Source organism: Nocardia sp. NPDC049220 (genome assembly GCF_040647855.1).
Taxonomy (GTDB): domain Bacteria; phylum Actinomycetota; class Actinomycetes; order Mycobacteriales; family Mycobacteriaceae; genus Nocardia.
The window spans coordinates 1-13,667 of record NZ_JBEZDA010000025.1 but is presented as its reverse complement, the minus strand read 5'-3'; the positions used below and the strand labels follow the sequence as shown (position 1 = coordinate 13,667).

Here is a 13,667-nt window from a genome sequence, read left to right as displayed (position 1 = left end):
CATCCGATGCGCGGGGCGGGGGGGGGCGGGGTGTGGGGGGCCCCGGCCCCCGGGTCTCAGGCTCTTCTGTGGGGCGTCCCCCCCCCCCCCCACCCCGGGGCCGCGAACCCGCAGCGCCGCAGGCGCTGCCAAACAAACACTGCCAGAATCGAACCGTGACCGCGCAACGGACCTATGGGGGCATCTCCGCGCAGGAGCGTCGGGCGCAGCGACGTGTTGCGCTGCTGGCGGCAGCGTTGGAGATCGTCGGCACGCGGGGATTCGCGAAGCTGACAGTGTCCGGGCTGTGTGCGCGGGCTGGGCTGAACGAGCGGTACTACTACGAGAACTTCGACAGTCGGGACGCGGTGCTCGCGGCGTTGATCGATGGGATCGCGGAAGAACTCGCGGATGCGATCCTCGCGGCCGTGCGTACCGCCCCGCCGGACACTCGCGCGACCGCCCATGCGGCGATTACCGCTGGCGTGCGCTTGCTCACCGATGACCCGCGTAAGGCGAAGGTCGCCTTGATCGCGGGTATGGCGACGCCGGAGTTGCGTGCCCGCACCACCGAAACGGTGCGGGTGTTCGCGCGAATGGTGGCCGCCGAGGGCATCGACTTCTATCGGATGAGTGCTGCGGCCCCGGATCCCGCGATCGATTTCCGCGCGATGTACCTGGTCGGTGGGCTGGTCCAGACGCTGACCGCCTGGCTGCAGGGCGATCTGGATCTCACCCGCGACGAACTGATCGAACACACCGTCGACGTGTTCGTGCTGCTCGGCGAGGACTTGGCCGACAAGCGGGGGTGAGCGCTGGAGGTCACAGCCGCAGCAACACATCCCGAATGTCGGGCGCGTCGCCCTGCAGTACCACGCAGAAGAGCACCTCGTGCCGGGCCCAGTAGTTCGCGCAGTCACCCATGGCCTCGGCGAACCAGTCCCGCTCGACCGGCTCGTCGGTGAGCAGTTCGGCCGAATCGCGGATGGCGGCCACATATCCGGCTGCGTCCCCGACGAAATCGTCCAGGTCACGCAGGCATTCGTCGAAAGCGTCCTTGTTCTCGCCGAAGTAGTACGGGAACTGGAACGCGGCGGCGAACTCGTCGAAAACGCCTGCGGTTGTCCGCATTTTCGCGCCGCGCAGTTCGCGCACCAGATACCCGGAGGGCACTTTGTACCGCAGCCCGCTGAACTCGGCGGCGTCGACCGCGAGGGCGCCGAGCGTGGGTGGCGGCTGCGCCGCGGACGGCGCCGCGCGCGTGGCGTCGTAGTCGACGGGACGGGCGAGCAATCGCGACAGCGGGACCGACTGTGACATCAGCGCATCCTCGTGAAGGTCTTGTAGTGGTCGCCGGTATACCAGGCCGAACCGTCACTGCCGGTGACGATACGCTCGGCGTCGCGGGATCGACCGGGCTGCTTGGGATTGACGTCCCACTCCTGGTAGGTCACCGGCTTGCCGGACGCGTCTACGACCGGCAGGTCGCGACCGCGGTTCATCCAACGCTCGCCGCCCTTGGTGCCTGGGGAGTTCGCCGAGTCCGGCCATCGGCCGGCATCGATCTCACGCAGCGTCTGGTAGGCGCGATCCGGGACACCGGGCGCCTGGGTGACCGGCGACGCGGTGGATCCGTCGCGCGTCATGGTGGATCCGCCGTGCGGCGCACCGTCGCGGGGTGCCGCGGTGGTGGCTCGGGCGGTCGCGGTGGCTGCGGGAGTGTCGTCGTTGCCGCCGCGCAATGCGAACACCGCTACGACCACCAGCGCGAGCGCGACCGCGCCGACTACGGCGAGGACTCGGATCAGCTTCGGAGTGGAGTTCATCGGTATTGCACCGTGACGGGTGCGTGATCGGACCAGCGCTGGTCGTAGGTGGCGGCGCGTTCCACCACCGCGTGCTTGGCGCGGGTGGCGAGGTCGCCGCGGACGAGTTGATAGTCGATCCGCCAGCCCGAGTCGTTGTCGAACGCGCGTCCACGGTACGACCACCAACTGTAGGGGCCGGCGACCTCTGGATGCAGGCTACGTACCACATCGACGTAGCCCGCGGCGAGTAACTCGTCGATCCAGGCGCGCTCCTCGGGCAGGAACCCCGCCGATTTCCGGTTGCCCTTCCAGTTCTTCAGATCGAGCTCGGTGTGCGCGATGTTCCAGTCTCCGTTCACTACGACATCATCGGTGCGTGTGGTCAGGTGGACACCGAGCTCGGCCATGAAGCGGTACTTCTCCTCCTGGCGTGCGGTGCCCGCCTCGCCGGAGTGCACATACACGCTGGCGACGGTGACCTCATCGAAATCGGCCTCGACATAACGGCCGGAGGCGTCGAACTCGCCGCTGCCGAATCCTATCCGCACCGCACTCGGCGCCCGCCGGGACAAAATGCCCACTCCGGCACGTCCTTTGGACTCCGGCTCGGCATGCGACAGCCACCACCCGGCATCGAGCGCGGGCGCAAGCACGGCCTTGGTCTGCTCGTCGGTGGCGCGGGTTTCCTGCACGCAGACGATGTCGGCTTCGGTCGCCGCGAGCCAGGCGAGCATGCCCTTGCCCGTGGCCGCGCGGACACCATTCACGTTCACGGTCGAGATGATGTAAGGCACTTCACGACCGTACAATGCTGAACAGATGAACTCCCCCGGACACCGCCGTCCAGGAAGGGGTGATGACGATGTCGTCTGACACCTCCCAATCGTCCGCCGCCGATCGCTCCGGCACCACCCCGCGAAAAGCGGTCGCGCGTGCCGAGCCGGCGAACAAACCCCAACCGATCAAGGCGCTACACGTGGGTTCCGGCGATCCGCTGCTGTTGTTGCACGGTTTCATGATGTCGCCGCACTGCTGGGCACACACCGCGACGCGGCTGTCGACGCAGTGCGAGGTATTCGCACCCGCGTTCGCCGGTCACTGGGGCGGCCCGCCCGCAGACAACCGGTCGGTCGACGTACCCACACTCGCCGATCGGGTCGAGGAACAGCTCGACGATCTCGGTTGGCGCACCTGTCATATCGCGGGCAACTCGCTCGGCGGTCAGGTCGGCGTCGAACTGACACGCCGGGGCCGGGCCCGCACGCTGACGCTGATCGCACCGGCGGGTGGCTGGCACGCGGCCTCGTTCACTCAACTGCGGATCACCACGAAATTCCTCGCGCTGGCCCCGCTCGTGGAAATCGGCAAACGCCTAGGTGAATTCGCGGTCGACAACCCGATAGCCCAGCGTATCGCGCTGCTCGCGCTGAGCAAGAACGCCGCCGCGGTGTCCCGTCGTGACACGGCGGCCGCCATCACCGCCGCACTGCACTGCCCCGCCATGCTCCCGATGATCGTCGGCACTGTCCGCGCGCCGGAGCAGGAAGACCTGTCCACACTCCAGACGCCGGTCCGGCTACTGCTGTCGGAATACGACCGAATCATCCCCAACCGCGTCTACGCGCGCCGCTACCTGAAAGAACTACCCGAGACCGCCGACCGCATCCTGGTCAACGGCGTCGGCCACGTGCCGATGCTGGAGGCGCCGGATCGGATCGCCACCCTCATCGCCGAGCACGTGTACGCCAGCCGCAACCGGCTGCGCGCTGTGTAGTCGGCCCGCGCGGGCGCGGCGGGTTCGCGGCCCTGGGGGGCTCCGAACGGGCAATGCTCGGTCCCGCTTCGCTCGGAACCTGGAGTTCAGCTTGATCGGGCACGTCAGAGCGGAATCTGGGCATTTCCGTACGTGGAACGCCGACCGCCGCGGACGGGGAACGCTCGCGTTCACTTCAGCTCGGAAGCCGCCGCTGAGAGGTTCGGTCGCGTAGGTGTGCTCGGGAATTACTGCGCGAGTAGGCCCTTTGCGATGTGTGTGACCTGGATCTCGTTGCTACCCGCGTAGATCATCAGGGACTTGGCGTCGCGCGCGAGTTGTTCCACGCGGTACTCGGTCATATAGCCGTTGCCGCCGAACAGCTGCACCGCCTCCATGGCGACTTCGGTGGCCGCTTCGGACGCGTAGAGCTTCATCGCGGAGGCCTCGGCGAGTGTCGGCGGCTTGCCCGCCCTGCCGCGCTCCAGCGTGTTGAACACCATGTTCTGCACATTGATCCGGGCGATCTCCATCTTCGCCAGCTTCAGTTGGACCAGCTGGAACTGCCCGATCTCCTGGCCCCAGAGCTTGCGGCTCTTGGCGTAGTCCAGGCAGAGTCGGCGGCATTCGTTGATGATGCCCAAGGCCATGAAAGCGACGCCGATCCGTTCGGCGGTGAAGCTCGCACGAGCGCTGTCCCTGCCATCGCTGCCCGTGCGTTCCTCGGTCGCACCGAGCAGCCGGTCCCGGCCGACTCGGACGTTGTCGAAGAACAGCTCGCCGGTCGGTGAGGAGTGCAGGCCCATCTTCTTGAAGGGCTTGCCCTGGGTGAGCCCCGGCATTCCTTGGTCCAGCACGAAGGTCAGCACCTTGCGTTCGCGCGTGTCGCTGCCTGTTCGGTCGTCTAGCTTGGCGTAGACGATCATCACATCGGCATAGGGGCCGTTGGTGATGAAGGTCTTCTGCCCGTTGAGGATGTAGTCCGCACCGTCGCGCTTGACGGTGGTCCGCATGCCACCGAACGCGTCCGAGCCGGAATCCGGCTCGGTGATCGCCCAGGCCGCGACTTTCGCCATGGTGACGATGTCCTTCAACCAGCGCTCCTGCTGCGCCAGCGTGCCACGCGACATGATGGTGGTGGCGGCGAGACCGATGCTCACGCCCATCGCCGTGACCAGGCCCATACACACCCCGGACAGCTCGCCGATGAGCACCGCCATCAGCGATTCCTGTCCGGCGAACGGGCTGGCGCCGGGCGGCCGCACCCGCTGCTGCGGTGTCGACTCGCGCACGCCGACCGCCGTTTGCTCGGCCCGCTGCCTGGCCAGCATCTTGTCGACGGCTTCACCGCCCATGGCATCGATGCCGAACTGGCTGAACAGCTTGCGGATGATCGGGTACGGCGGCTGTGCACCGCTGTCGAGCGCGTCCAAGTTCGGGCGGATCTCTTTGTCGATGAACGCCCGCACGGCATCGCGGACCAGCACATCGGTCTCGGACCATTCGAACATCGTCGATCTCCTAACGTTCCCGCGAGGTCAGGGCAGCCGGGCGGCGATGTCGTCGATCAGCCACGGTCCCTCGGTCTCGATGGTCTTCACATCGTGCCAACCGGCCAGTTCGGAGATGGCGCCACCCTGCACCGCGAACACCTTGCCGGTGAGTGGGCATTTGTCGCAGGCCAGGTAGGCGACCAGCGGCGAGATATTGGCCGGACTGAAAGCGTCGAAGCCGCCGTCTGCCACGGCTTCCGCCTCGGCGGCCATGAAATCGCCCATGCCCGGGGTGGCCAGGGTCAGCCGAGTGCGCGCGATCGGCGCGATCGCGTTGACCCGCACGCCATAGCGCGCCAGCTCGTCGGCGGCGACCAGGGTCAGCGCGGCGATCCCCGCCTTGGCCGCGCCGTAGTTGACCTGGCCCGCGTTGGGCATGGTGGTGCCGGAGGCCGACGCGGTGTTGATCACCGCGGCATCGGGCTGGTTACCCGCCTTGGACTGTTGCTTCCAATACGCGGCGGCATGGTGCAGCACTGCGGCGTGGCCCTTGAGGTGCACCGCGATCACCGTGTCCCACTGCTCCTCGTTCATGCCCACGAGGAACGCGTCTCGCAGGATGCCCGCGTTGTTGACCACGATGTCGAGCCAACCCAACTCCGAAACCGCCCGGTCGATCAGATTTTTCGCGCCGTCCCAGGTCGCGATGTCGCCGGTGTCGGCAATCGCGGTGCCACCCGCGGCGATGATCTCCCGCACCACCGCGTGCGCGGGGCCGATGTCGGTCCCCTCGCCCGCGTTGCTCCCGCCGCGGTCGTTGACGACCACGGCGGCGCCTTCCTTCGCGAACAGCAGCGCGTGCTCGCGGCCGATACCGCGGCCCGCACCGGTGACGACGGCGACCCGTCCGGTCAGTACGCCCATGTGTTGTCTCCTGAGGTCCGTGCCGGCAGTACCCGGCGATCTTGGGTGCGGTGCCGGAGTCAGTCCGCGATCTCGGCGAGCCCGTCACTGAGCACGACGTCCTCGCCGCGGACGGTCTCGAACGCGTAGGTGGTCACATCGCCGGCCGAGCCGGTGGTCCAGATGCGGGTCTCCAGATCGTCGCCGGGGAAGACCAGCTTGGCGAAGCGAACCGCGAATCGCCTCAACCGGTGGACATCCGAGCCCGCCACCTCGGTGAGCACCGCCCACGATGCGAAGGCCATGGTGCACAGCCCGTGGGCGATGATGCCGGGCAGCCCGGCGTCCTCGGCCACCTGTTCGTCCAAGTGCAACGGCACCGGATCGCCGGCGGCCGGTGCGTAGCGGAAGGTCTGGTCGTCGTCGATGTGCTGTGGCACGACAGCGATCGGCTCCCGGGCCCGGAGTGCCTCATCGAACTTGTGCGCCGGGGCGAGCGCGCCGGTCGTCTTGCCCGCATCGATATTGCGGAAGAAAGCGGTCAGATACTGCTCGTTGACCAGTTCACCCGCGTCGGTGCGGCAGTCGATGCGGAGGGTGATGGTCGTCCCATTGACGCGACTGGCGTAGCCGATCGCCTTGGCGCGCGATACCAGCCGGTCCCCGGGCAGGATCGCGCGGTGAAAGTGGAAGTCGTGCTCTCCGTGCACAACCCGGCCGAAGATATCCATCGGTGCGACATCGATCACCGGCATCATCATGGCCTCGAAGACCGGAACGATGCCGAAGATCGGCGCGGCCACTTCGCCGGCCCGGTGCGCCGCGATCGGATCGTTCGTCGCGGCGGCGTATTCCGCGATGCGCGTGCCGGTGACGTCGAAACATTCTTCGTCACACCAGATTTCCAAGCGCGCATCGTCGAATTCGACGACGCGGGAGGCGCTGGTGTCGGTGGTCATGCCGAGGCCAGTGCGTCGAGCTGGTCGAGCGACCGGTCCAACTGCGTGCGGCCGTCCTTTTCGACCGCCTTGCCGAGCGCGCCCTTGATCAGCGCGCCCTCGAAGTCGCCGGACACCAGGATCGTGCTTCCCTCGCCCTTGGGTTGGATGTCGAAGGTGAACTCGGTCTTCACCCCGGCCATGCCGACGCCGCCGAGGGTCAGTGTGTGCGGAGCGACTACCGAGAGGATGGTCCACTCCAGCTTGTTCGCCATGCCGAGCATCACGATCTTGGCGACCAGCCTGGCGCCCTCGCTCAGCGCTGCGGGCGGATCCGCCAAGAAGCGTTCGTGGATGGTGAACCATTTGTCCCAGGTCTGCGGGTCGGAGACGACCGCCCACAGTGCGGTGGGGGTGGCATTGACGTCCTTGCTGGCTTCGATATGTCCCATGGGTTCTGTTCCTCGTCGGGTTCTTCTGCGGCGGAGCCGTATTCAGCGGTCGGCGCGCTGGTAGGCGGTGACGACCGCGGCGCCGCCGAGGCCGATGTTGTGTTGGAGTGCGGCGGTGACGTGGTCGACCTGTCGCCGGCCGGCGGTGCCGCGCAGCTGCCAGGTCAGTTCGGAGCATTGCGCCAGACCGGTGGCGCCCAGCGGGTGCCCCTTGGAGATCAGACCGCCGGAGGGGTTCACGACCCACTTGCCGCCGTAGGTGGTCTGGTCGGCGTCGATCAGCTGTCCTGCCTCGCCCTCGCCACACAGGCCGAGGGCTTCGTACAACAGCAGTTCGTTGGCCGAGAAGCAGTCGTGCAACTCGATGACCTGGAAGTCTTCCGGGCCGAGCCCGGCCTGCTGGTAGACCTTCCTGGCTGCCTGGACGTTCATGTCATAGCCGATGAGATTCTTGGCGGTGCCGTCGAAGGTCGAGGCGAAGTCGGTGGTCAGCACTTGGCCGACGATCTCCACCGCCTGCGACGCCAGATCATGGGAGTTCACGAGATCCTCGCTGGCGAGAATCACCGCCGCGGACCCGTCGGAGGTCGGCGAGCACTGCAACTTGGTGAGCGGGTCGTAGATCATCCGCGAGCCGAGGATGTCGTCGAGTGTGTACTCGTCCTGGAACTGGGAGTATGGGTTGTGCACCGAGTGCCGGTGGTTCTTGTAGCCGATTTTCGCGAAATGCGCTGCGGTGGTGCCGTATTGCTTCATGTGTTCGCGGCCCGCGGCGCCGAACATCCATGGCGCCACCGGGAACAGCACCTCGGAGATCTCGGCGAGTGCCATGATGTGCCTGGCCAGCGGCTGCTCGCGGTCGTCCCAAGTCGAGCCGAGCGAGCCCGGCCGCATCTTTTCGAAGCCCAGTGCCAGCGTGCAGTCGGCCAGCCCGCCCCTGATCGCCTGCGCCGCGAGATACAACGCCGTCGAGCCGGTGGAGCAGTTGTTGTTCACGTTGATCACCGGGATGCCGGTCCGGCCGATTTCGTAGACAGCGCGCTGCCCCGAGGTGGATTCGCCGTAGACGTAGCCGACGTATGCCTGTTGCACCAGGCCGTAGGAGATGCCCGCGTCGGCGAGCGCCTTGTTTCCCGACTCTGCGGCCATTTGCGGATAGTCCCAGTCGCTGCCGTCCTCGTTCTTGCGGCGTCCCGGCTTCTCGAACTTCGTCATGCCGACGCCGACGACGTACACCCTCTTCGCCATCGAACTCCTCGGATTGTGCCTGCCGCGAGCCGCCGCCCGAGCGACAGCGGGTCGCGGGCGACCGTCAGGATCGAGCCGAAACAAACATACAAATATGTATGTAAGTACGCAAGAGTGCTCATCGCGCTACGGCCGATCGATATAACAACCTGGCGGTTACGCACTCATCTAGTACATACAGCGAGATGTGTATGTAGCTTCACTGCCTGATATGACGTGAATCGGCGCCTGGAGAGCCTCGCCGATCCAGGCACGAGGGAACGCGCGTTCAATCCCGATTCGAGCGCGGCGACTGTTCGGCGGGATGGACCGCGAGGGCGACATTCGCGATCTCGCGCAGGTGCGCGCAGCCGCGGTGCCAACGGCGATGGGCCCGTTCGGCATCCCGTTCGATGAAGTTGGCGATCAGGATGCCGCGCAACGCGTCCATCGCGGTGTAGACGAAGTCGCGTGCCTCCTTGCGGCGCACATCGTCGGGCACGAACCGGGCGACCGCCATCAGCACCGCGTTGTTGACGAACGGCTCGACCCTTCCCAGCGCGGCGGCGAGGACCGGATCGGTCCGCCCGGCCACCCACAATTCGACGGTCGCGATGAACAGCGGGCCTTGGTGCAGTTCCCACAGGAACTCCAGCACCGCCACGACGGGATCCGCACCGCCCTCGACCAGGGGCATCTCTCGCATCGCGGTTTCGGCGCGCAGCTGCGCCAGATGACTGATCGCCGCTACCACCAGGTCGGTCTTCGAACCGAAATGGTGCACCTGAGCCCCGCGCGTCACCCCCGCACGTTCGGCCACCCGAGGCGTCGTCGTCCCCGCATACCCGTACTCGACCAGGCAGTCGACCGTCGCGTCCAGCAGCCGGGTACGCATCTCGGTGCTCCGCTGCTCCTGAGTCCGACGCTGCTGCTTCACGACAACACCCTTGGCCATGCGCTGATCCTATGTTTACATACAGACCTGTACGTTACGACAAGCAGCGCGCCGCGACCGAGCAATCCCGGTTCGGGATCAGCCTCGACCAGGTACCACTCGCCTCCGGTCAGCGGCGGGCGAGCGAGACAGTGGCCGCGAAGAGGAAGATGCCGACGATGGCGAGGCAGGCACCCACGACGGCGGGGGCGGTATAGCCGAGTCCGGCCGCGATGACGATTCCGCCGAGCCAGGCGCCCGCGGCATTGGCCATATTCAGTGCGGCGTGGTTCAGAGCGGCGGCGAGCGTCTGGGCGTCAGCGGCGACGTCCATCAGGCGGGTCTGCAAGGCGGGACCGAGCGCGGCTCCCGAGCCACCGACCAAAAACGCGCCGACGGCCGCGGAATAAGGGTTGTGCGCGGCGGCGACGAATCCGGCGAGGATGACAGCCATTGCGATCATGATGGTGAAGATCGAGCTATCCACACCGCGGTCGGTGAGCACGCCCCCGACGATGTTGCCGACCACCATGCCGACGCCGAACAGCATCAGCACCAGCGGCACCTGACCGACCCGCATGCCCGCGACGTCGGTGAGCGTGGTGGCGATGTAGGTGTAGACGGCGAACATGCCGCCGAACCCGACGGCGCCGACCAGCAGGGTCAGCAACACCTGCGGGCGACGCAGCGCGCCCAGTTCGGTCATCGGATTGGTCGCCTTGACACCGGTGAGCTCGGGAACGAAACGGAACAGGGCCACGACGGTAGCGAGACCGATCACCGCGACCACGACGAACGCGTCGCGCCAGCCCAGATGCTGGCCGAGCCAGGTAGCGGCGGGGACACCGACGACATTGGCGCCACTCAACCCCAGCATAACGGCGGCAATCGCTTTGGCCCGCTGCCCTACCGGGGCGAGCGAGGCGGCGGCCAGCGAAGCGACACCGAAGTACGCGCCATGCGGCAAACCGGAGACGAACCGCGCGAGCACCAATGTCTGGAACGAGGGCGCCACGACGGTCGCCACGCTACCCAGCGTGAACCCGACCATCAGCCCGACAAGTAATCGTTTGCGCGCAACCCGCGCACCTAACGCGGCGATCACCGGAGCGCCGATGACCACCCCGAGCGCATAGGCCGACACCGCATGGCCCGCAGTCGGTTCGGAGATGTGCATGGCGGAGGCCAGCTCGGGCAGCAACCCCATCGTGACGAATTCGGTTGTGCCGATACCGAACCCACCGAGTGCCAGCGCCAGCATGGCGGGGATATGCCACCGCGTTCGATCGACCTCGTTGGAAACTTCGGGCACACGAGTGGCTACTAGATTCACACGCTTATGTAACCGCCCGGTGGGCGAATTCGCTTGCCGGGCAAACGTGAGTTCTGCCACCATTCCGCCGACATCGAACATGTCGGGGACACAACCCGGGCGACAGAACCGCACCGGATCGGCACGCTCTCGACACACCGACCGCGTGGTCGAGTCAACCCGATTCTGCACGCGATGGCGAGATCTGTTGCCTGGCACTCCGATCCGATACCGCGGCAACTTCTGGCAACGTCGTTCGGACATGTGCCGGTACTGCGCGGACAGAAAGCTGCGAGGTAGCGAAGCAAGGTGGCGGTTCTCGAGACGGCTGATGCAATCGATGTCGTAATCGGAGGATTCCGAAGGGATTGGGCAGTATTCGGCCGGCCGAGCAACCACCGCATCGGCGTCGCGCCAATGGAGCGAGAAGGTCACCGGCAGACCGACGCACCGACCAGTTCCCGATCCCGCCCTTTTCGCTGACGGTTGGACGCACTAGCCATTTCTCGCCGCGGAGGTCGACTCCGGCGAGTTCCCGGTCAGCTTCTCCGATCCGCGGAATCCCTGGCAGCGGCCGCTCGGTGTGGAGATCGAACGCGGCAACGAGTCGGCGGGCCGCGCCGCGCCGACACCGGTGCGGTCGGCCGCGCCATGGCGAGTCGGAACCGATCCGGAGAACAGTTCGGGCACCCGTTCCACCACACGTGGGGCGGGTGCCCGAATCCGTTCGGCCCGGCGCTGAGTTCTCACCCAGCGCCGGAGTCGGCCGGGCAACGCGGCTCGGCCCGCAATTCGACGCCGAGACGTTCAGCGTCGGGTCGGCTCAGCGCAGCGCGCGAGCCAGGTTGGCGTCCAGCGCTCCGAGGAACTCCTCGGTACTCAGGTAGCCCTGGTCCCCGCCGACCAGCAGCGCGAGGTCCTTGGTCATCTGGCCGCCCTCGACGGTCTTGATGACGACGTCCTCCAAGGTCTGCGCGAAGCCGATGACCTCGGGGGTGTTGTCCAGCTTGCCGCGGTGCTCGAGGCCACGGGTCCAGGCGAAGATCGACGCGATCGGGTTGGTCGAGGTCGGCTTGCCCTGCTGGTGCTGGCGGTAGTGCCGAGTGACGGTGCCGTGCGCGGCCTCGGCCTCACAGGTGCGTCCGTCCGGAGTCAACAGCACAGAGGTCATCAAACCGAGGGAGCCGAAGCCCTGCGCCACCGTGTCGGACTGCACATCGCCGTCATAGTTCTTGCACGCCCAGACATAGCCGCCCTCCCACTTCATCGAGGAGGCGACCATATCGTCGATCAGGCGGTGCTCGTAGGTGAGACCCGCCGCGTCGAACTGAGTCTTGAACTCGGCGTCGAAGATCTCCTGGAAGGTGTCCTTGAACATGCCGTCGTAGGCCTTCAGGATGGTGTTCTTCGTGGAGAGGTAGACCGGGTAATTCTGCTGCAGGCCGTAGTTGAACGAGGCCCGCGCGAAGTCCTCGATGGACTTCTTGAAGTTGTACATCCCCAGCACGACGCCGCCGTCCTCGGGCATTTTCACGACCTCGTGCTGGATCGGCTCACTGCCGTCGTCCGGGGTGAAGGTCACGGTGACCGTGCCTGCCTGATACACCTTGAAGTCGGTGGCACGGTACTGGTCGCCGAAGGCATGACGACCGATGATGATCGGCTTGGTCCAGCCGGGCACCAGGCGCGGCACATTGGAGATGATGATCGGCGCACGGAAGATCGTGCCGCCCAGGATGTTGCGGATGGTGCCGTTCGGCGACCGCCACATCTTCTTCAGGCCGAACTCCTCGACGCGCGCCTCATCCGGGGTGATGGTGGCGCATTTCACACCGACGCCATGCTGCTTGATGGCGTTGGCGGCGTCGATGGTGACCTGATCGTCCGTCTTGTCCCGATACTCGATGCCGAGGTCGTAGTACTCGAGGTTCACGTCGAGGTACGGGTGGATCAGCTTGTCCTTGATGAACTGCCAGATGATCCGGGTCATCTCGTCGCCGTCGAGTTCGACGACGGTGCCTTCAACCTTGATCTTGGACATGGATCTTCGCGTCCTCCTAGGATGGTGCCTTTATTGCACGGCCAGGCGAACACGCTTGTGAGCGGACCCCAGCTGTTCCAACAGACAACGTATATGCCCCGCGTTGTCCGCGAGACTCGGGTGCAAACAAGACAAGCGTACTGCTTGTGTGGACCCCCGCGCGCAGGCAGCCCCCCAAGTGACCGGGGCCGCGATGGTTACCGAATAGTAGGTAAACGTCCCCCGCGAGGCGAGCCGACGATCAGCAAGGCGAAGGCGCTGCCCGCCAGCCGTCGGCGGTGCGACAAAAGTCGTGGACGATCGGGTTCAGATCCACCGTCACAGTGACGCCGCCCGGGACGGCCGGTGCGCAGCGCTGCCGAGGCGGGACACCTCGGGTGCACGACACCTTCGACGCGTTCATGCGTACCTGCCGCGGCAAGCGAACCACCGATGGCCAGTGGGTTCACCGACGAATTTCGGACGTGGACCGCCTGCCAGCTATGATGCGACAAGGTCATGAGTGCCAGCGCGAAGCCCCGGCTCGCTGGACGGCAACCCTCCAGCTGCGGTGGGGTGCTCCGGGTGATGACCTGGCTTCCGAAAGCCGGGAGCAAGCGCGCATCAGGAGGTCGCCGACATGTGTCGTTGTTCCGCACCCACACACCGATAGCCCGAGTACCGGCGAACACCTTTTTGGAGCACACCATGACCGAGTCCAGCGCGGGCGCGAACGACCCGTCACAGTGGTCTTTCGAGACCAAGCAGATCCACGTAGGCCAGGTGCCCGACAGCACGACCAACGCCCGCGCGCTGCCGATCTACCAGACCACCTCCTACACCTTCCG

General features: G+C 66.3%; 14 protein-coding genes, 1 pseudogene and 1 riboswitch. Of the genes and pseudogenes, 3 read left to right on the top strand and 12 right to left on the bottom strand.

Features of this window, described 5'->3' with window-relative positions:
* Positions 1-155: 155 nt before the first annotated feature.
* On the top strand, positions 156-791 hold the full coding sequence (locus tag AB0C34_RS29270) for a TetR/AcrR family transcriptional regulator (protein ID WP_357079911.1): 636 nt from the start codon (positions 156-158) through the stop codon (positions 789-791).
* A 10-nt stretch (positions 792-801) separates the two neighbouring features.
* On the opposite strand, the gene AB0C34_RS29265 is transcribed toward AB0C34_RS29270, so the two are convergent.
* The 3 genes from AB0C34_RS29265 to AB0C34_RS29255 are packed head-to-tail and all read right to left on the bottom strand — an operon-like array spanning position 802 to position 2,581.
* Complete coding sequence (locus AB0C34_RS29265) at positions 802-1,299, bottom strand: barstar family protein (protein ID WP_357079908.1); 498 nt, start codon at positions 1,297-1,299, stop codon at positions 802-804.
* The gene (locus tag AB0C34_RS29260) at positions 1,299-1,805 is read right to left on the bottom strand and encodes a ribonuclease domain-containing protein (RefSeq protein WP_357079906.1); all 507 of its coding nucleotides are present in this window, start codon (positions 1,803-1,805) and stop codon (positions 1,299-1,301) included. Before AB0C34_RS29260 ends, AB0C34_RS29265 begins: the two co-directional genes overlap by 1 nt.
* Positions 1,802-2,581: an exodeoxyribonuclease III gene (locus tag AB0C34_RS29255; RefSeq protein ID WP_357079903.1), complete on the bottom strand. Its 780-nt coding sequence runs from the start codon at positions 2,579-2,581 to the stop codon at positions 1,802-1,804. The genes AB0C34_RS29260 and AB0C34_RS29255 overlap by 4 nt, the downstream gene beginning before the upstream one ends.
* A gap of 62 nt (positions 2,582-2,643) precedes the next feature.
* On the opposite strand from AB0C34_RS29255, the gene AB0C34_RS29250 reads away from it, so the two are divergent.
* A complete protein-coding gene (locus AB0C34_RS29250) occupies positions 2,644-3,561 on the top strand; it encodes an alpha/beta hydrolase (protein WP_357079900.1) in 918 nt (305 codons plus the stop codon).
* 227 nt (positions 3,562-3,788) lie between these two features.
* Here AB0C34_RS29250 and AB0C34_RS29245 read toward each other — a convergent pair whose 3' ends face one another.
* The 9 genes from AB0C34_RS29245 to AB0C34_RS29205 all read right to left on the bottom strand — a co-directional run bounded on the left by AB0C34_RS29245 (position 3,789) and on the right by AB0C34_RS29205 (position 12,840).
* A complete protein-coding gene (locus AB0C34_RS29245) occupies positions 3,789-5,051 on the bottom strand; it encodes an acyl-CoA dehydrogenase family protein (RefSeq protein ID WP_357079897.1) in 1,263 nt (420 codons plus the stop codon).
* Positions 5,052-5,078: 27 nt separating this feature from the next.
* Complete coding sequence (locus AB0C34_RS29240; protein ID WP_357079894.1) at positions 5,079-5,957, bottom strand: SDR family oxidoreductase; 879 nt, start codon at positions 5,955-5,957, stop codon at positions 5,079-5,081.
* 59 nt (positions 5,958-6,016) lie between these two features.
* Positions 6,017-6,895 carry a MaoC/PaaZ C-terminal domain-containing protein gene (locus AB0C34_RS29235; protein ID WP_357079891.1) on the bottom strand — a complete coding sequence of 293 codons (879 nt, stop codon included), beginning with the start codon at positions 6,893-6,895 and terminating at the stop codon, positions 6,017-6,019.
* Positions 6,892-7,326, bottom strand: a complete 435-nt coding sequence (locus tag AB0C34_RS29230) for an SRPBCC family protein (RefSeq protein ID WP_357079888.1) — start codon at positions 7,324-7,326, stop codon at positions 6,892-6,894. Before AB0C34_RS29230 ends, AB0C34_RS29235 begins: the two co-directional genes overlap by 4 nt.
* A 42-nt stretch (positions 7,327-7,368) precedes the next feature.
* Positions 7,369-8,574, bottom strand: a complete 1,206-nt coding sequence (locus AB0C34_RS29225; protein ID WP_357079885.1) for a lipid-transfer protein — start codon at positions 8,572-8,574, stop codon at positions 7,369-7,371.
* 268 nt (positions 8,575-8,842) lie between these two features.
* Positions 8,843-9,508 (bottom strand): TetR/AcrR family transcriptional regulator, encoded by a 666-nt coding sequence (locus AB0C34_RS29220; protein ID WP_357079882.1) that lies wholly within the window; start codon positions 9,506-9,508, stop codon positions 8,843-8,845.
* Between the two features lie 109 nt (positions 9,509-9,617).
* Positions 9,618-10,748, bottom strand: coding sequence for an MFS transporter (locus AB0C34_RS29215; RefSeq protein ID WP_357080006.1), 1,131 nt, complete (start codon positions 10,746-10,748; stop codon positions 9,618-9,620).
* A 546-nt stretch (positions 10,749-11,294) separates the two neighbouring features.
* Entirely contained in the window at positions 11,295-11,489 is a 195-nt protein-coding gene (locus tag AB0C34_RS29210; protein WP_357079879.1) for a hypothetical protein, read from the bottom strand.
* Between the two features lie 133 nt (positions 11,490-11,622).
* Positions 11,623-12,840 carry an NADP-dependent isocitrate dehydrogenase gene (locus tag AB0C34_RS29205; protein ID WP_357079876.1) on the bottom strand — a complete coding sequence of 406 codons (1,218 nt, stop codon included), beginning with the start codon at positions 12,838-12,840 and terminating at the stop codon, positions 11,623-11,625.
* A gap of 494 nt (positions 12,841-13,334) precedes the next feature.
* A riboswitch (SAM riboswitch) is annotated at positions 13,335-13,445 on the top strand.
* Positions 13,446-13,527: 82 nt separating this feature from the next.
* On the opposite strand from AB0C34_RS29205, the pseudogene AB0C34_RS29200 reads away from it, so the two are divergent.
* A pseudogene (locus AB0C34_RS29200) lies at positions 13,528-13,667 on the top strand (O-acetyl-L-homoserine sulfhydrolase); the annotation flags it as partial.